The 17,417-nt window shown below is 71.1% G+C and carries 18 protein-coding genes and 1 pseudogene; 9 read left to right on the top strand and 10 right to left on the bottom strand.

Translation table 11 applies throughout. The annotated features are described in order from the left end of the window. Positions 1–7: 7 nt before the first annotated feature. Complete coding sequence (locus tag ABZ880_RS00965; protein ID WP_361254711.1) at positions 8–1,495, top strand: long-chain fatty acid--CoA ligase; 1,488 nt, start codon at positions 8–10, stop codon at positions 1,493–1,495. Positions 1,496–1,600: 105 nt separating this feature from the next. On the opposite strand, the gene ABZ880_RS00960 is transcribed toward ABZ880_RS00965, so the two are convergent. Further along, on the bottom strand, positions 1,601–2,179 hold the full coding sequence (locus ABZ880_RS00960; protein WP_361254709.1) for a YceI family protein: 579 nt from the start codon (positions 2,177–2,179) through the stop codon (positions 1,601–1,603). A 101-nt stretch (positions 2,180–2,280) separates the two neighbouring features. On the opposite strand from ABZ880_RS00960, the gene ABZ880_RS00955 reads away from it, so the two are divergent. Continuing rightward, entirely contained in the window at positions 2,281–3,138 is an 858-nt protein-coding gene (locus ABZ880_RS00955) for a helix-turn-helix domain-containing protein (protein WP_361254707.1), read from the top strand. 161 nt (positions 3,139–3,299) lie between these two features. Beyond that, on the top strand, positions 3,300–4,949 hold the full coding sequence (locus tag ABZ880_RS00950) for a sigma-70 family RNA polymerase sigma factor (RefSeq protein ID WP_361254704.1): 1,650 nt from the start codon (positions 3,300–3,302) through the stop codon (positions 4,947–4,949). Between the two features lie 18 nt (positions 4,950–4,967). Here the strand turns inward: ABZ880_RS00950 and ABZ880_RS00945 are convergent, their stop codons facing one another. Next, a complete protein-coding gene (locus ABZ880_RS00945) occupies positions 4,968–5,165 on the bottom strand; it encodes a hypothetical protein (protein ID WP_361254701.1) in 198 nt (65 codons plus the stop codon). An 80-nt stretch (positions 5,166–5,245) separates the two neighbouring features. Continuing rightward, on the bottom strand, positions 5,246–6,007 hold the full coding sequence (locus tag ABZ880_RS00940) for a polysaccharide deacetylase family protein (protein ID WP_361254698.1): 762 nt from the start codon (positions 6,005–6,007) through the stop codon (positions 5,246–5,248). A gap of 344 nt (positions 6,008–6,351) precedes the next feature. On the opposite strand from ABZ880_RS00940, the gene ABZ880_RS00935 reads away from it, so the two are divergent. Then, positions 6,352–7,428 carry a PP2C family protein-serine/threonine phosphatase gene (locus ABZ880_RS00935; RefSeq protein ID WP_361254695.1) on the top strand — a complete coding sequence of 359 codons (1,077 nt, stop codon included), beginning with the start codon at positions 6,352–6,354 and terminating at the stop codon, positions 7,426–7,428. 95 nt (positions 7,429–7,523) lie between these two features. On the opposite strand, the gene ABZ880_RS00930 is transcribed toward ABZ880_RS00935, so the two are convergent. The 3 genes from ABZ880_RS00930 to ABZ880_RS00920 are packed head-to-tail and all read right to left on the bottom strand — an operon-like array spanning position 7,524 to position 9,191. Then, on the bottom strand, positions 7,524–7,601 hold the full coding sequence (locus tag ABZ880_RS00930; RefSeq protein WP_361255832.1) for a serine dehydratase beta chain: 78 nt from the start codon (positions 7,599–7,601) through the stop codon (positions 7,524–7,526). Between the two features lie 5 nt (positions 7,602–7,606). Then, the gene (soxG, locus tag ABZ880_RS00925; protein WP_361254692.1) at positions 7,607–8,236 is read right to left on the bottom strand and encodes a sarcosine oxidase subunit gamma family protein; all 630 of its coding nucleotides are present in this window, start codon (positions 8,234–8,236) and stop codon (positions 7,607–7,609) included. Then, the gene (locus tag ABZ880_RS00920; protein WP_361254689.1) at positions 8,229–9,191 is read right to left on the bottom strand and encodes an ATP-binding cassette domain-containing protein; all 963 of its coding nucleotides are present in this window, start codon (positions 9,189–9,191) and stop codon (positions 8,229–8,231) included. Before ABZ880_RS00920 ends, soxG begins: the two co-directional genes overlap by 8 nt. Between ABZ880_RS00920 and ABZ880_RS00915 the strand changes: the two are divergent. Then, positions 9,126–9,776, top strand: a pseudogene (locus ABZ880_RS00915) (aldehyde dehydrogenase family protein); the annotation flags it as partial. The gene ABZ880_RS00920 and the pseudogene ABZ880_RS00915 overlap by 66 nt on opposite strands. A 146-nt stretch (positions 9,777–9,922) precedes the next feature. On the opposite strand, the gene ABZ880_RS00910 reads toward ABZ880_RS00915, so the two are convergent. After that, complete coding sequence (locus tag ABZ880_RS00910; protein WP_361254686.1) at positions 9,923–10,207, bottom strand: hypothetical protein; 285 nt, start codon at positions 10,205–10,207, stop codon at positions 9,923–9,925. 574 nt (positions 10,208–10,781) lie between these two features. On the opposite strand from ABZ880_RS00910, the gene ABZ880_RS00905 reads away from it, so the two are divergent. Beyond that, a complete protein-coding gene (locus tag ABZ880_RS00905; protein WP_361255897.1) occupies positions 10,782–11,126 on the top strand; it encodes a hypothetical protein in 345 nt (114 codons plus the stop codon). A gap of 18 nt (positions 11,127–11,144) precedes the next feature. Continuing rightward, entirely contained in the window at positions 11,145–11,483 is a 339-nt protein-coding gene (locus ABZ880_RS00900) for a hypothetical protein (protein ID WP_361254683.1), read from the top strand. Between the two features lie 80 nt (positions 11,484–11,563). On the opposite strand, the gene ABZ880_RS00895 is transcribed toward ABZ880_RS00900, so the two are convergent. The 3 genes from ABZ880_RS00895 to ABZ880_RS00885 form a co-directional block, all read right to left on the bottom strand. Beyond that, the gene (locus ABZ880_RS00895) at positions 11,564–13,210 is read right to left on the bottom strand and encodes a SpoIIE family protein phosphatase (RefSeq protein ID WP_361255829.1); all 1,647 of its coding nucleotides are present in this window, start codon (positions 13,208–13,210) and stop codon (positions 11,564–11,566) included. A gap of 268 nt (positions 13,211–13,478) precedes the next feature. After that, positions 13,479–14,159: a class I SAM-dependent methyltransferase gene (locus tag ABZ880_RS00890; RefSeq protein ID WP_361254680.1), complete on the bottom strand. Its 681-nt coding sequence runs from the start codon at positions 14,157–14,159 to the stop codon at positions 13,479–13,481. A 155-nt stretch (positions 14,160–14,314) separates the two neighbouring features. Continuing rightward, positions 14,315–15,490 (bottom strand): VCBS repeat-containing protein, encoded by a 1,176-nt coding sequence (locus tag ABZ880_RS00885; protein ID WP_361254677.1) that lies wholly within the window; start codon positions 15,488–15,490, stop codon positions 14,315–14,317. Between the two features lie 411 nt (positions 15,491–15,901). On the opposite strand from ABZ880_RS00885, the gene ABZ880_RS00880 reads away from it, so the two are divergent. Both ABZ880_RS00880 and ABZ880_RS00875 read left to right on the top strand, forming a co-directional pair. After that, a complete protein-coding gene (locus ABZ880_RS00880; protein ID WP_361254674.1) occupies positions 15,902–16,663 on the top strand; it encodes a hypothetical protein in 762 nt (253 codons plus the stop codon). Beyond that, positions 16,624–17,352 carry a DUF1775 domain-containing protein gene (locus ABZ880_RS00875; RefSeq protein WP_361254671.1) on the top strand — a complete coding sequence of 243 codons (729 nt, stop codon included), beginning with the start codon at positions 16,624–16,626 and terminating at the stop codon, positions 17,350–17,352. The genes ABZ880_RS00880 and ABZ880_RS00875 overlap by 40 nt, the downstream gene beginning before the upstream one ends. Positions 17,353–17,417 lie beyond the last annotated feature (65 nt).

Raw genomic sequence — 17,417 nt, 5'->3', positions numbered from 1 at the left:
GGCGGTCATGGCCAATCTGGCGGAGTTCTTGGTGGAGACGGCACGGCGGCAGCCGGAACGCCCCGCGCTGCGACTGGGCGGCCAGGTCACCAGCTACGCAGAGCTCGACGAGCGCAGCGCCCGCGCCGCCGCACTGCTGAGGGCCGAGGGCGTACGACCGGGAGACCGGATCGCTCTGATGCTGCCCAACGTTCCCGAGTTCGTCGTCCTCTACTACGGCGTGCTGCGCGCCGGAGCGGTCGTCGTACCGATGAACCCGCTGCTGAAGACCCGGGAGACCGAGTACCACCTGCGCGACTCGGGCGCGCGGATGCTCTTCGAGTGGCACCAGGCGCCGGGCGAGGGCGCGCAGGGCGCGGCCGCCGCCGGAGTCCGGCACACGGCCGTCGAGCCCGCCGCCTTCGCGGACCTGCTGGCCGGTCACGAGCCGCTGCCCGAGGTGAGCGAGCCGGACGGCGAGGACGTGGCCGTGCTGCTGTACACCTCCGGCACCACCGGCCGCCCCAAGGGCGCCACGCTCACCCACGCCGGGCTGCGGCACAACACCGAGGTCAACGCGGTCCATGTGCAGCAGATGACAGCGGACGACGTGGTCGTGGGCTGTCTGCCCCTGTTCCACATCTTCGGCCAGATCTGCACCATGAGCGTGGCCGTACGCGCCGGTGCCTCGCTCACCCTGATCCCCCGCTTCGACCCGCAGACCGTCCTGGACGCCATCGCCCGCGACCGGGCCACGGTCTTCGAGGGCGTACCGACCATGTACGCGGCGCTGCTCCAGCACCCGTCGGAGGCCGACGTGTCCACGCTGCGGATGTGCGTCTCCGGCGGAGCCTCGCTGCCGGTGGAGATCCTGCACGGCTTCGAGCGTCGCTTCGGCTGCATGGTGCTGGAGGGCTTCGGCATGTCCGAGACGAGTCCGGTGGTCACCTTCAACCACCCCGACCGGCCGCGCAAGGCCGGGTCCATCGGCACCCCGATCAAGGACGTGGAGGTGCGCCTCCTCGACGACAAGGGCCAGGACGTGACTCCCGGCGAGATCGGCGAACTGGCCGTGCGCGGGCCGAACGTGATGAAGGGGTACTGGAACCGTCCGGAGGAGACGGCGGCCACCATCCCGGACGGCTGGCTGCGCAGCGGCGACCTCGCGCGCCAGGACGAGGACGGCTACCTGTACATCGTCGACCGCAAGAAGGACATGATCATCCGCGGCGGTTACAACGTCTACCCGCGCGAGATCGAGGAGGTGCTGCACGAGCACCCGGCCGTGGCGCTGGCCGCAGTCGTGGGCGTGGCCGACGCGCATCTGGGCGAGGAGATCGCCGCCGCGGTGGTGCTGCGCCCGAAGGCGCAGGCCACGCCCGACGAGCTCCGGCAGTTCGTCAAGGAGCGGGTGGCGGCGTACAAGTACCCGCGCGAGGTATGGCTCGTGGACACGCTGCCGACCGGCCCCAGCGGCAAGATCCTCAAGAGGGAGATCAGCGCGCCGACGGGGTGAGGTCGATGTGATCGAGTCGGCCGGGCGACGATCCGGATGATGCCGAGGACAAGAAGAATGCGGCGCCCTGCGGAGAACTTCCGCGGGGCGCCGCTCCTTGCCCGATCAGTCGCTCTCGCCCTCCGGCCCCACGAACTGCATGTCCAGATGGATCTTGACGACATCGCCGAGGAGCCCGGCCCCGAAGTCCAGCCCGAAGTCGCTGCGGCGGATCTCGCCCGTCGCCTCGAACCCGGCGTGCTTCCGCTTGTCCAGAGGGTGGTCCACCACCCCGCCGAACTCGACAGCGAACGTGACCGGGCGGGTCACGTCCCCGATGGTCACATCCCCGGCCATCGTCCAGTCCTCGCCCTGGCCGGACACCTGCGTCGAGCGGAACGTCATCGTCGGCCGCTTCTCCACGTCGAGCAGCTCGGCCGAGCGGGTGTGCGCGTCGCGGTCGGAGTTGCCGGTGTCGATGGAGGCGAGAGCGATCTCGGCGCTCACCTGTACGCCGTCGAGGGTCTCACCGACGTACAGCCCGGTCTTGAAGTCGGTGAACCGGCCGCGCACCTTGGCGATCCCGAGATGGCGGATGGTGAAGTTGACCGCCGAGTGAAGGGGGTCGAGTTCCCAGTCGCCGGGGGAGAGGGGCAGTGCGGCGACGGAGGTGACGGCGGTGTTCGCGGAGTTGTCATTGCTCATGGGTTCATCGTGCGAGCTCCGCGGCGGGAGAGGGAGGCCGGGCGAATGGTGGTAGTGGCAGGGCCATCCTCCGCGACGGCACGCGTTGTACGGTTCGACAGGTGAACCACAACGAGTTGGGGACCTTCCTGCGCACCCGCCGCGAAGCCGTCACCCCCGCCGAGGTGGGCCTGCCCACGGGCCTCCGCCGCCGCACACCGGGGCTGCGCCGGGCCGAGCTGGCCACCCTCGCCGGCATCAGCGTCGAATACCTCACCCGACTCGAACAGGGCCGCGACCGCAACCCCTCGCCCAAGGTCCTCGCCGCGATCGGCGACGCCCTTCATCTGCGTACGGCGGACCGCCTCCTCCTGCACCGGCTGGTCAAGGAACACGGCGCGGACAAGGAGCTGTGCCAGACGGTCGTCGCACCCCCGGTGCGTACGGTGCGCCCCACCCTCCGGGCACTTCTCGACCGACTGGAGCCCACGCCGGCCGTCCTGCTCAACTGGATGGGCGACATCGTGGCCTGCACACAGGGCTACGAGCGGTACGCCGGCCCGCTCGGTCTGCTCGACGGCGACCCGCCCAACATCGTGCGATACCTGTTCACCGACGCCCGGGCCCGCGAGGTCTTCCCCGGCTGGGACAGGATGGCGGACGAGCAGGTGGCCCAGCTGCGCCACGAGACCTCGGTGCACGAACCCCATGTGATCGCCCTGGCCGAGGAGCTGACGGCGGCGGTCGGGGCGCCGTTCAGTGACCGGCTCGCCGCCGTACCGGTCGCGCCCAGCCGGACCGGGACCGAACTCGTCGACCACCCCGAGGCGGGCCGCCTCCACCTGTCGTACGAGACCCTCGCGTTCCCGGACGAGGGCCGGCGCCTGGTGGTGCACATCCCGGCCGACGATGCCACGGCCACCGCGCTCGACCGTCTCAACGGCCGCAGGCCGGGAGCGCTGCGAGCAGTGAGCGGCTGACCTCGCGGACGCGCAGGTGAAACGAATATGTGGGTTCACCAGGTATGCGTGTGGTGGACGTCTCGTGGAGCACCTGTCCGAAGAACTGTTATCCGAGACTCCCGGAACGATCTCCCATGCATCGGGCAGGATCGTTCGGCGTCGAGGACAGGGAAGCTTTGATGAGCAGACAGCGCACGGTGGCGTCGGCGGCACTGGTGACCGCCGCCCGAGGGGGCGACCCCGAGGCCCAGGACGCTCTGGTCAGCGCGTACCTCCCGCTGGTCTACAACGTCGTGGGGCGGGCCCTCAACGGCTCGGTCGACGTCGACGACGTGGTGCAGGACACGATGCTCCGTGCCCTCGGCGCGCTGGGAAGCCTGCGTGAGCCCGAGAGTTTCCGCTCCTGGCTCGTGGCGATCGCGATGAACGAGGTCCGCAAGCACTGGCAGGAGCGGCAGTCGGCACCGGGCGCCATGGAGGAGGCCGAGGAACTCGCCGATCCCGGCGCCGACTTCGTGGACCTGACCCTCGTACAACTCCAGCTGTCGGGCCAGCGCCAGGAGACCGCGCGCGCCACACGCTGGCTGGAGCAGGACGACCGAGGACTGCTGTCGCTGTGGTGGCTGGAGTGCGCCGGCGAGCTGACGCGCGCGGAGGTCGCCGCGGCCCTGGAGCTGTCGACCCAGCACACGGCCGTCCGGGTGCAGCGGATGAAGGCACAGTTGGAGGCGGCCCGCGTCGTGGTGCGGGCGCTCGACGCGCAGCCGCCGTGCGAGGAACTGCGGGGCATGCTGGGCGTCTGGGACGGCCGCCCCTCCGCGCTGTGGCGCAAGCGAATAGCCCGGCACGCCCGTGGCTGCGCGCGCTGCTCCGGCCTGTGGAGCGGACTGATGCCCGCGGAGGGACTGCTGGCCGGCCTGGCACTGGTCGCGGCGGCGCCCGCGCTGGTGGAGAGAGTCTTCTCCGCCACCGGCGGGATGGTCGCGACCGGGGCGACGTTCCGGCTCGGCGCCGGGGCAGGCCACGCCGGGGCGGGTGGGCGATCCGGACACCGTGCCGCGCGCGGCCGGGCGACCTCCCGCAGCGAGGCCCGACGACGCCGGCGCATCCGGCGCCGGGCCGTCGGCGGGGCCGTCGTCGCGGCGTGCGTGGCCGGTGGCGGCTTCTGGTACTTCGGTACGGACCCCGGGACCGGGGGAGGGACAGAGGCGGCGACCGCCGAGCGGACCGCCGGCGCCCCGGTTGCGGATCTCTCGGAATCCAGCGCCGCAGAGACCGCCTCACCGTCGGCTTCCGCCTCGCCCTCGCCGTCTCCCGCGAAGTCGAAGAAGCCGAGCGCATCCAAGACCCCGCAGCCCGGCAAGACGAAGAGCGCGCCGACCACCCAGCAGTCCGCGCAGCCGACTCAGAGTTCGGCGATCACTCCGGAGCCGCAGTCGGCGCCGACGGACGCCGTCGCGCAGGTCGTCGCGCTGGTGAACAAGGAGCGGGCGAGCGCCGGTTGCGATCCGCTCACCGAGGACGCGCAACTGGAGAAGGCGGCGCAGGCCCACTCCGACGACATGGCCGCCCGCAACTTCTTCGACCACGTCAACCCGGACGGCGCCGACCCCGGACAGCGCATCACCGCCGCCGGCTACAAGTGGTCCACGTACGGCGAGAACATCGCCCAGGGGCAGCAGACCCCGGAGGCGGTGATGGACTCCTGGATGAACAGCCCCGGCCACCGCGCCAACATCCTCAACTGCGCCTTCAAGGACATCGGCGTGGGCATCCACAAGGGCTCGGGCGGCCCGTGGTGGACCCAGGACTTCGGCGCCAAGCAGTGACCGAGCCCCCGACTTCCCCTACGACGCCTCCGCCTCTGCGCCGCTTCCAGTTTCGGGGCGGAGGTAGCCGAGGCCGGCGGGTCCGTGTGTGGCCGCGGCGGTGAAGACATAGCGGCGGACCGTCTCGTCGCTGGTGAGCAGTTGGTGTTCGCGCGCCCAGACCATGCGGAACCGCAGCCAGGGACCGTCCGTCCCACCCGTCCCGATCTGGAGCACGCCTTCATCGCATCCTGCGTCCCCTCGCAAGCCGCAAGACCCTCAACGCGCCCCAGCCCTGGCCGCTTTGGAACAGCCCCTCACCGCACCGGGAAGCCGAACGAATACCCCTGCTGCTTCAGCCACGGCAGGATCTCGCGCAGGGCGGCCACCGTCTCGGAGCGGTCTCCGCCGGCGTCGTGGAAGAGGATCGTCGGACCGTTGGACAGCTCGTTCTTGACGGTGGTGATGATGGCCTCGGTGCCCGGGCGCTCGAAGTCCTTGGAATCGACGTTCCAGCCCAGCGGACGCATCCCGTGGGAGGCGGCGAGGTGTCGGCTGTAGGGGGTGAAGGCACCGCCGGGGGCCCGGTAGTACATCGGCCGGACGCCTCCCGAAGCCTTCGTGATCATGGCTTCGGCGTTCATGATCTCCTGCGACTGGTAGGAGTTGGGCTTCTTGTCCATGGTGGTGTCGTGCGACACCGTGTGGTCGCACAGCCGGTGCCCGGCCGCCACCACCGCCTTGACCAGGTCCGGGTGGGCCTGGGCCTGCGTGCCCACCATGCAGAAGGTGGCCTTGACTCCGTTCTCCTTCAGCAACTGCAGCACCTGCGGCGTCCAGTTCGGGTCCGGGCCGTCGTCGATCGTGATGTTGACGCCGCGGGCCCCCTTGTCGGAGGCGTGGACGATGCTCGCCGACACCGGCTTCGGGGCGGCAGGACGCGCCGAAGCGCCCGAGTGATGCCCGCCGACGGCACCGGCCTGCGCGGTCCACACCGAAGTACCGGCTGCCAACGCCGTCACCCCGACCGCCGCCGCGAATACCCGGCCGTACCATCCCCGCCCGCCATGCCGCGCCATGTCTGCCCTGTTCCTTGTCGTTCTGATGGTTTCCGTGCACCTGTCAGGACGGGGAAAGGACGCCGGGGGATCCGCCTGTTACGGATCACGGACAATTCCGCGGGGGTTTGGAGACGCATGAGCAGCCGGAGGGGGTGTGCGGGGTCGCCGCGGGCTGCGCAGACCAAGAGACATCGGCTGCCATGAGGGACGTAAAAGGTCAGTTCCTGCCCTTGATTGGACAAAGGGCTCGTGCGGAAGCCGTCTCGTTGCGGCGGCAACTTCCTAGGCTGGGGCGGGGGAGGGGCGCCTGAGAATCGAGAGAATGGTGCCTCTCGAGCGTCGCTGCACCGCGGGAGGACGCCATGGCCGTGAGGAAGCTGCCGTCCAGCATCACCGTGCTGTCCTGCATGCCGGTGGTGGTGATGGCGACGGTGACGGTCGGGGACGTGGTCGTCGGAGCCGGCCTGGGATTCCTGCCGTTGATCTCGCTCGGTCCGGCCTTCGCCGGACTGGTCGGCGGCTGGCGCCGTACCGCTGCGATCGGCGCCGCGGCACTGCTGCTGTGCGTCGCGCTCGGGCTGTACGACGGGCTGTTCCAAGAACGGCGGGGCTTCACGGCCATGATCTCCGTGGTGGGCGTGACGGGCGTGGGCATCGCCGCGGCCGTGATGCGATCGCGCCGGGAGGCGGAGCTGGCGAGTGTGCGGTCGATCGCGGAGGTGGCGCAGCGGGTGCTGCTGCGGCCGGTGCCGTTGACCGCGGGCCCGCTGCAGGCGGCGGTGTCGTACACCTCGGCCGTCGCGGAGGCACGCATCGGCGGCGACCTCTACGAGGTGGTCGCTTCGCCGTACGGCGTGCGGATCATCGTCGGCGATGTGCAGGGCAAGGGGCTGGCCGCCGTGGAGACGGCCGCCGTGGTGCTCGGCGCCTTCCGGGAGGCCGCGCACGAGGAACCGGATCTGGTCGATCTCGGTGAGCGCCTGGAGCGCAGCGTGTCCCGCGAGTTGGACGACGAGAAGTTCGTCACCGCGATCCTCGTCGAGATCGCCTCGGACTACGAGGCCGTCCTCCTGAGCTACGGCCATCCGGCCCCGATGCTCGTCCGGCGCGGCGGTGACGCCGAGTTCCTCCAGCCGGCCTCCTTCGCGCTCCCGCTGGGCCTGGGTGCGCATCGCGGCGAGAGCCCGAAGCCGTACCGTGCGGAATTCGTGCCCGGCGAGCAACTGCTGCTGTACACCGACGGCGTGACCGAGGCCCGCGACGCACACGGCATGTTCTACCCGCTGGCCGACCGGGCGCATCTGCTTCAGGACCCGGACGCGCACGGTGCGTTGGAGGCGCTGCGCGAGGACCTGGTACGGCACGTCGGTGGGCCGCCCCACGACGACGCGGCGATGCTCCTGCTGCGTTACCACCGCCATGCGGAAGGAAAGTCCTGATGCCGTGGCCGGTCGCGCCGAGCGACCCGAACTGTTCGGCCTGGACCGGCTGACGGAGGACGGCAGCCCTCACTGTCCAGCAGACTGACGTAGCGTCAGACCGGCCACATCGGCCCCACCGTGTGAGAGGAGGAGGGGCCGATGCCGACCGAGTGCAGGTCGAAGGCGCGCAACGCCGTCAGGGCACCTCCGGGCCGCGGTACTGGCTCATCGCGTCGATGAGCCAGCGGGCCAGGTAGTCGGCGAAGGAGGCCCGCGGAAAGAGCCGGTACGTCGGCGCGTCGTCGACCTGCCAGAGCACTACCGCGACAGGTCCCACCGTGGTCGACACCGCCCGGCCGGGGCCGAAGGACCGGGGGTGCAGGTCCAGCGGGCAGCCCTTCTCCAGCACCTCCCGGGCGGCAGGGCCGCTCAGCTCCAGCGTCGTGCGGTTCGCCGAGACGTCGACCACCGAGCCGGCGTCGTCGGCGAGTGCCTCCCGCAACTCGCCGACCACAGCGGCCACTTCGGCCTGGGACAGCACGAGCCACTCGTCGGGGCCGAGCCAGACGACCGAGTGGGGTCCGGACGTGCTGGTGTGACCGCAGTGCCGTGGCAGCGATGCCCCCAGGGCCTTCTCGATGCGCTCGGCCGCTTCCGAAGCGGGGTCGACACGCACGTTCACCATGGCGATGTACGGCCACTCCGACAGCGCGACTCCGTGGGCGCCGGTGACGGCGGCGGCGCGCATCCGCTCCTCCAGATGCGCCAGGGGGCTGGTGCGCAGGGCCACCCGGCCTGCGCTCGCGTCGATCGTCGGCTCAGCCATCTCGCTTGGTCCCTTCGGGGTCGTAGAGGACGAAGTCGGCCACCTCGACGGGCACCAGGTCCTCGCCCACCGGGGCGAGCAGCGTCTCGCCGATCCTTGCCCGCCCGTCGGCGACGAGAGCGAGGGCGAAGGGGCGGCCGAGGGCCGGACTGTGATAGCTGGAGGTGACGTGGCCGAGCATCGGCACCGGCCCGGCCTCGGGGGTCAACGGCACGTCCGGCGCGACGAGTTGGGTGCCTTCCGGCAGCCGGGTCATGCGGTCGGCGGGCAGCAGGCCGACCAGTTGCTTGCGGTCCGTGCGGGAAGTGTCGGGGCGCGAGTAGGACCGCTTGCCGACGAAGTCCTTCTGCTTCGAGACCACCCAGGACATGCCCGAGTCCTGCGGCGTGACGGTGCCGTCGGTGTCCTGGCCGACGATGATGTAGCCCTTCTCGGCCCGCGCGCCGACCCGCTCGGTGCGTCCGGAGAGCAGCGAGCCGCCCGGCTCGGACTGGTCGTCGACGAGGATCACGCGGACGCCGGAGCCGGCGGCAGCGGCGGCGGCCGCCAGACCGGCCGGGCCGGAGCCGACGACCAGGACGTCGGTGTGCGCGTACTTCTTGTCGTAGACGGCCGGGTCGGGGGTCGGGTCGAGTCGGCCCATCCCGGACAGCTCGGGGTCCAGCGCCGAGGTCGGCTCGTCGAAGAGCATGACGCTGGGCTTCATGACCAGGGCACGCGCGATCGTCACGCGCTGCTGCTGGCTGCCGGACGGGGCGCTGGGGTAGACGTCGGGCTTGTGCGCCATGCCCACCTCCTCCAGCGCCTGCATCGCGTCGGCCACGGCCTCGGCCCTGTTCACGCCCTTCACGCGGCGCGGCGCCTCGAAGAGGATCTCCAGCACCGTCATGTGCGGGAAGAGGTTGTAGGCCTGGAAGACCATGCCGGTCTTGGTGCGCTGTTTCGCGACCCTCAAGCGCGTACACCTCGAACTGGGCGGCAAGGCCCCGGTTGTGATCTTCCCGGACGCCGATCTCATGCCGCCGCATCGTCCCTGCGCACCGCCGGCTTCTGGAACTCGGGCCAGGAATGCGGCGCCGCCTGGCGCGTCCCCGTCCATGAATCGGTCGCCGAGCAGTTCGTCGAGCAACTCGTGGGCGAGGTCCGGTCGTTGGTGGTCGGCGAGCCGACCTCCGGCGAGGACGTCGAGGTCGGCCCCATGGTCTCCAAGGCCCACTTCGACCGCGTCACCGGCTACTTGGAGCGCGCGAAGACCGAAGGCATCCGCGCGGCCACCGGAGGCGGCGCCCTCGACGGGCCCGGTTGCTTCGTGGCCCCGACCGTGCTGGTCGGCGTCCCGGAAGGCGCCGAAGTCGCCCGCGAGGAGATCTTCGGCCCGGTGATCTGGGTCGAGACCTTCACCGACGAGGACGAAGCCGTACGACGTGCCGACGACGTCCCGCTCGGCCTGTCCGCATCGGTGTGGACCGAGAACCCCCGCGGCAGCCACGACATCGCCGCGCGCCTCGACTTCGGCACCGTCTGGGTCAACTCCCACCTCGTGCTGGCCGGTGAAGTCCCCCGGGGCGGCTTCAAGGGATCCGGCACTCGTCGGGCTCATGCACCTCGGCCACCGCACCAGCTTTCCGCTGAGACGAAACACTTCGGCGCCCCGACCCGCGGCCGGGGCGCCGAAGTGCGTTCGGCCTACTTGTTGAACGCTCCGTTGTTGCAGCCCATGTCCGAGCCGAGGGAGGTCTCCTGCGCGCCCGAGTTGCCCTCGCCGTTGAGGCCGTTGCCCAGCAGGCCGTTGATCAGCCCGACCGAGCCGAGGACGTCGAGGTTGAGGTCGTGCGACCGGCAGGTGGTGCTCTGCAGGACGTCGACGCCCCCACCGCCCTGACGCCCGTCGGCGTGGGCAGCGCCGGCCGTCAGGAACCCGATGCTCCCGAGGGCGGCAACCAGGACGGCAGCCTTGCGAAGCTTGTGCATGTCATCTCCGGTGGAGTGAAGAGGTGAAGTGGATGCGATCTGCGATCGATCGACTCCTTACAGCCACGGGAGATTAGTGCGAAATGTCCCGGACTGTACGGCGACGCGCCATGGTTCGTGATCTAGAACCGGGAGCACCCCGAGGCGCGCGCCGCTGTATCGCCGGGCCTGTCGGGCAGATCATCTGACGAACGGCGAGTGAGTCCGACTGGCGCAGTAGACACCCAAGTCCCGGCGCCAGAGCGGGCGTTGGGGAGATCGCCCCACGCAACTGGCTCAAGGCTTACGTGTTTTCGCCCGCGGCCTTGCGGCGGGCGCGGTGCGCGGCGAGGGTCGTCCGGCTGGCGCAGGTGTTGGAGCGGCAGCGGCGGGTGCGATTGCCGGAGTCGTCGACGTGGAAGCGCCCGCAGGCGGAGGTGTCACAGCTGCGCCCGAGCCAGGTCGAGGCATCTCCCGGCGCGGCTCGCTCGGTTCGTCGCCGTTGGCGAGTTCGACCGCGGGTTTGGCCGGGTTCCCGATGTAGTCGCCGTAATTCGCTTGACCGCCTACCTCGCGTGTCTGAAGTGTAGGCGCCATGACTAATGAAGCCACCTACGACGTGGACGGCAAATCCACCGTCGCTCGCACGCTGCACCGCTCGGGCCGGTGGGACGAGGCGCTCGCCCTGTTGCCGGCGGACGCGCTCGCCCAGCGGGCCGAGATCCTGGTCGACCTCTACTGGTGGCGGTTGGACGGCGCCGCGGCGGCCGAGGAGGGGGTCGGCGCGCTGGCGCCGTCCGACCCGGTGCTTGCCGGATACCTCGATGCCCAAGTCCGGTACACGCGGCTGCTGTTCGGCCTGGACCCACTCCCCGAAGACCTGCCGCGCGCCCGCGAGGGCTTCACCGTCGCCACGGCGGACGCACGGCTCGCCGGCTGAGCCACCTTCTGGTTGGGTGTGCTCGCCGACAACATCGACCGTGATCGCGGCACGGCACAACCGGCCTACGAGCAGGCCCTGGGGCATGCCGTTCAGCAAGGTGACGTACTGCTGGAGTCATACGCCGTACGCCACATCGGCGCCCACCTCGTGAGGCAGGACCGGCAACAGGGCGTCGCCCAGCTGCGCCGCTCCTACCACCTGCGAGCCTCCCTCGGCGCTCGTCCGCAGACGGCGGCAGCGGCCCTCACTCTCGCCGGCGAACTGCCTCCTGGCCCTGAAGCCGACCAGCTCCGCGAGGCAGCCGGCCTGACCGCCCGTGAGCTGCAACTGACCTGGCTGCTACGCGCCCTCTGATGGCGTCGGTGAGGAAGCGGCGGACGGCGATGGTGACTTGAGGGGGCGTCAGATGCGTTGACGCCTCGTCTTGGTTCCTTTCAGCCGGCGGCCGGGTCGCACGGCAGCGGCTGCTCGAACCACACCACCTTGCCCGTGCTCACCCTCGTCGCGCCCCAGCGCTGTGACAGCTGGTCGACCAGGAACAGGCCCCGGCCGCCCTCGTCGCTGAGTTGGGCGTGGCGCATTCTCGGGACCAGCGGGGAGTCGTCGCCGACCTCGCAGCGCAGGACGTCCGTGCGGAGCAGGCGCAGGGTGATCGGGCGGGAGGCGAAGCGTACGGCGTTGGCCACCACCTCGCTGACCATGAGCTCGGTGGATTCGATCAGGGCGTGGAGGCCCCAGTTGTGGAGTGTTCTGCGGGTCAGTCGGCGGGCGCGTCCCGCGGTCTGCGGGCGAGGAGCCAGGTACCAGTAGGCGACGGTCTCCGGCAGGATGCCCTCGAAGCGGGCGGCGAGCAGTGCGATGTCGTCGTCGCGGTCGCCGGACCCCAGGGTGCCGAGCGCCGCGTCGCACAGGTCTTGCAGGAGAGGGGGAGAGGATTTCGCGGCGGCTGTGTGCAGGCGGGTGCGCAGGTGTTCCACCCCGGTCAGTACGTCCGAGTCGCGGGACTCGACCAGGCCGTCGGTGTACAGCAGCAGGGTCGCTCCGGCCGGAGCGTGCATCTCGGTGGACTCGAATCCGTCCCCACCGCCGGCCCCGATCGGCGGGCCGGGCGGGACCTGGAGGACCTCCGTGCGGCCGTCGGGGTGCAGGAGCACGGGCGGCAGGTGGCCGGCGTTGGACATCAGCAGCCGGCGCAGTACGGGGTCGTACATGGCGTACAGGCAGGTGGCCGTGTGCTCGCTGCCCAGGCGCTCGGCCTGCTCGTCCAGGTGGTGCAGGACCTCGTCCGGCGGCAGGTCGAGCCCGGCCAGGGTCTGCACGATGGTGCGCAGCTGGCCCATGATCGCGGCCGAGGTCATGGAGTGGCCCATCACGTCGCCGATGACCAGGGCGACGCGGTTGCCGGGCAGCGGGATCGCGTCGTACCAGTCGCCGCCGACCTGCGCGGTCCGCGAGGACGGCAGGTAGCGGCTGGCCAGCAGAACGCCCGTCGGCTCGGGCAGCGACGGCGGGAGCATCGTGCGCTGCAGCGTGTCCGCGACGGATGCCTCGCGGGCGTAGAGCACCGCCTTGTCGATGCCGAGAGCGGTGTGTGTGGCGAGCTGGGAGGCGACGAGGAGATCGTCGGCGGTGAAGTCCGGGCGGCCGGGGCCCCGGAGGAGGAGCACGCTGCCCATGGCGTGGCTGCGGCCGTGCAGCGGTGCGAGGATCAGCTGCCGTCCGGGCGGCAGCGCGCCGGGAGCGGGCTCCGTCTCCAGTAGCTCGGCGACCACGGAAGGGATGCCGGGGGTGTCCCCGAACACCGGGCGCCCGGTTCGCAGGAGGTCGGTGAGCGGGCCGGTGGCGGCCGGGCGTACGACCTCTGCCGCCCGGACGGTGGCAGCGGCAGGCGGCTCGGCCCCGCGAGTGGCGGGCTCCCGGGGTGGTGCGCGGTCCGTGGTGTGCAGCCGCAGGATGTCGGGGGAGGCATCGGCGCTCTCGTCGGCGACCGGAAGCGGATCGTACAGATGGATGAACGCGGTATCGGCGAATGCCGGGACCGCCGCCCGGCACAGCTCGTGCAGCGTCTCGTCGAGGTTCATGCCGCGGGCGATGTGCCGGGTCGCCGCGTCGAGGTAGCTGAGTCGGTCGGTCTGCGGCTCGGCGGGATCCGGCCGGTCGCTCCTCGGTTGTCCGGCGTCGTCCGAGGGCGGAGAGAGCCTCGCCGTGCCGCCCTCGGAAGAGTCGAGGGCGGCACGGCCCTGCACGCCGGACGCCTGCGTGCCGGTGCCTGGTTCGGCTCCGAGGTGCTTGGTCACGCGTGTCCTTCCGGCCGTGCGGGCCCGCGCCGGGCGGGCGGATCAGCGGGCGTCAGTCCTGCCGTCTGCAGCGCAGGAAGATCTGCACCTCCGGCGGGACGTCCGCGGTCGCGGGAGCGTACGTGAACGAGGACTCCTCGGCGATCTCGAAGCCCGCCGCCTCGACGACCTCCCGCAGCTCGTCCCTCAGGTAGCCGGACACCCGGATGGTGTTGCCGATGAACGGGATCGAGAAGTCGTCCACGTCCGCCTCCACCATCGACAGCGCGAACAGACCGCCGGGAAGCAGCAGGTGGTGGATGGTGCGCAGGGCCAGGGGAATCTCGGCGCGCGGCAGCATGAGCAGCGAGAAGAAGGCCGTCACCGCTTCGAAGCGGCCGAGGTCCAGTGGGCCTCCGGGCCGCAGATCCGCGATGTCCGCCCGGCGGAAGTCGCCGGCCGGTACATTCTGGCGGGCAAGCGCGACCATCCCGGCCGACAGGTCGACGCCGACGACCTGGGAGCCCGCCTCCACCACCTGGCGCGCGGTGGGGAGCCCGCTGCCGCACCCCAGGTCCAGCACCCGGGAGTCGGCCGGGAGGGACTTGATGAGCCACTCGGCGGCCGCGATCTGCCCTTCCTTGTGCGGGAAGGCCTCGTCGTAGCGGTCGCCGATGGCGTCGAAGGCCTCGGCCTGGCCGGTGCGGTCGAGCCGTATGCTCCCGTAGCCGAGCTCGTCGGCGGGACTGCTCACGAAGCTTCTCCTTTGATGCCGTATCTGTAATTTTTTCACAGTTATACAGACTCGGGAGTGGCGCGCGCAGCCGATCGCGGCCGACCGTGCGAGTGGCTGTGTCCTGCACCTTCACCGGCGGTCCGTCGCCCGGCGAAGGTGCAGGTGGGCCGCTGTCAGTCGCAGGAGCCGGTGAAGACGTCCACACGGTCGCTGCTGCTGCTCGCCACCACCAGGTCCTGCGTGCCGTCGTCCGTCAGATCTGCGGCCGCGGCCTCGTAGGCGCCGGCGGCCGTCAGTTCGGTCAGCTCGCTCAGCCCGCCTCCCGACGTGCCCTGGAAGACGGAGACGGAGTTCCCGTTGAGGGAGGACACGAGTACGTCGGTCACGTCGTCGCCGTCGACATCGGCGGCGTTGACGGCGACCGGCAGGGCGGACGTCGTGTAGTCGACGGGATCGTCGAACGTCCCGTCACCGTTGCCCGCGTAGATCTCCAGGGTGTTGGAGCCGTTGCTGATGGTGGCGAGGTCGATCTGACCGTCGCCGTCGAAGTCGCCGTGGGTGATGGAGTACAGACGGGCGACACTGGCGTACTCCGTGACCTCGCCGAAGGTGCCGTCGCCGTTGCCGAGCGCCACGCTGACACCGCCCGCGGTGGCGACGCCGGCAGTGGCGATGTCCAGGTCGCCGTCGCCGTCGAAGTCGGTCAGGACCAGGCCGTGCGGCCGTGTCACGGTCACCGTCTCGAGGTCGACCGTGAACGATCCCGCACCGTCACCCGTGAGCACACTGACCCCGCCGCCCGACTCCTCGGCCACCGCCAGATCGAGGTTCCCGTCGCCGTCGATGTCGCCGGGCACGAGGGAGCGGGCTCCCGCGCCGACCGTGTACTGCGTGGCCGACGCGAAGGCGCCGTCACCCGTCCCGAGCAGCACGCTGACCGTGCCGCCGTCGAAGTCGGCGGTGGCGATGTCCGGGTTGCCGTCGGCGTCGAAGTCGGCGATCATGGACTGGTACGGCTTGTCCCCCACCGCGTACGTGGTGGCGTCGCCGAAGGTGCCGTCGCCGTTGCCCAGCAGCACGGACACCGAGTCGGCGTCGTTGTCGGCCGCGACCACGTCCGCGTTCCCGTCGCCGTCGAGATCGCCGGTCACCACGTGCCGGGGGTTGTCACCGACCGCGGCGGGGTTGTCCGACTGGGTGAAGACGATGCCGGACGAGCAGTCGGCGGCCTTCGCCGCGAGTGGCCCGGCCGCCGACGCCATGGCCGCGACGCTCGCGCCGAGCGCTAACGCCCCGGCGGTACCGACGGCCAGAATGCGCCGGGTCCTGCGCTTCTTGTGGTTGCTCATGAGGGGACGGGTGTCCTTTCGCGGGTGATGGGTGATGGGCCGTTGAGGCATGGACGTGCGAGGAGGCCGCGGCCGTACCTCGGAGGGTCGGCAGAGCGGAGGGGCGGCGGGCGCAGGCAGGCCCCGTGCGGGTGGTGTCAGCTCTCCTGTCGCACCGCCCGGGACACGGCTCAGCGGTGATCGGGCAGCCGGGAGGATGCTCCTCGGGCCAGGGCTCGGCGTGCGCCGCCGGCTTTGACTCGCTCTGCCACTTCGCAGAGAGCCTCTTTGCCATGGTCACGGGAACGTAGGGGGCCCGCCTGTGAGCCACGTATCACGGGACCGTGGTTTCCCCCAGCGCCCGAACCGGGCGCTCGGCGCGCAATCCTGATTGCCCGTAGGGAATGATGGGCGACCGTGCCGCCTGATCACATGACCGGGCACGAGCGACGTGCCGGAGCAGGCCGGGCCAGCCGCGCGGGAGCGTGTGCGCGGGCCGGCCTGTTCGCCGTGCTCGGCACCGTGCTCGCGACCTTCGGCCACCACGCGGTCGCCGAAGTCACGGTGCCGTGGCGGCAGTTGGGCGCTTTGATCGCGGTGCAGTTCGCGGCGGTCTGGCCGCTCGCTCGGCACCGTTACGCGCCGGTCGCGACGGTCATGGTCACGCTGGCCATGCAGGGCTTGCTGCACCTAGCGCTGTCCTGCACGGACGGCGAGGCCTGGATGGGGATGCCACAGCACGCCATGCACACGGCCGCTGCCACCGGGGACGGCCACGCCTGGCATCGAGCCGGAGCGGCGATGACGACGGTCCACACGGCCACCGCGCTGGTGGTGGCCTGGCTGCTGCACCGGGCGGACGTACGGATGACGGCCGCGCTGGGCACGCTGCGCACGCTGGCCCAGGCGGCCGCGGCAGCCCTGGCCCAGGCCCTGCCGCGACCGATGGCCGACCCGGATCGTGCGTTGCCCCGGCTGCCCGACGGTCGTACGGAAGGGTTGTTCGCGGGGGCGGCACAGGCACGGGAGGGGGTGTTGGAGCACGCGGTGGTGCGCAGGGGGCCACCGCGACGGGAGCACCTTCCGGTTCTTCACCGGCCCCGGCACTTGCGGGGCCGGATTCTCCCGTATCTGCAAGGAGTTCCCCTGTGTCCATGCCCACCCACCCCGTGGCGCGCGTCGGCCGCCGCATAGTCTTCGCCGGTGCCGCCGCCCTGACGGCCACGCTCGCCCTCGCCGCACCGGCCGCCGCGCACGCGGAGGTCGAGGCCGACCGTCCCCAGGCCCTCGCCGAGAACGTCACCCTCAGCTTCGTCTCCGAGGCCGAGTCCGACTCGGCCGGATTCACCAAGCTGCGCATCGTGCTGCCCGAGGGCATCGCACCCGCCGACGTGACGCTCGACGAGGAGCCGAAGGGCTGGAAGCTGACGGCCACCAACGACGGCTACAGCCTCGGCGGACCCGCATTGAAGACCGGAGTCGACGCCGAGCACAAGATCAAGGTCCGGCAGCTGCCGGACGAGAAGGAACTGGTCTTCAAGACCGTCGAGACCTACAGCGACGGAGAAGTCTCCCGCTGGATCGAACTGCCCACCGGCGGCAAGGAATCCGAGCAGCCCGCGCCGGTCCTGAAGCTGAAGGCCGCGGCCCCGGGCGCCAAGACCGTCAGTGCCGGCCCCAGTGCGTCGGAGAGCGCCACAGCCGGCCCGACCCCGTCGGCCACCGGGTCCGTGGCCGCAGCCTCCGACACCGACGCCAAGACCGCAGAGTCGGACAACAGCTCGACCGGCGTGATCATCGGCGTCGTCCTCGCAGGGCTGGCGGTGCTCGGTGGCGTTGCGTGGTGGCTGGTGCAGCGGCGCAACGCGTCCTCGCGGAGCTGACGTTCACCGCCGTCACCCCGGGGCGGAACTGCCCCGGGGCGACGGTCCGCCCGCCGCTGTGAACG

The sequence above is a fragment of the Streptomyces sp. NPDC047043 genome, from assembly GCF_040644055.1.
Classification (GTDB): domain Bacteria; phylum Actinomycetota; class Actinomycetes; order Streptomycetales; family Streptomycetaceae; genus Streptomyces.
This window is presented reverse-complemented; position numbering and strand designations above follow the sequence as displayed.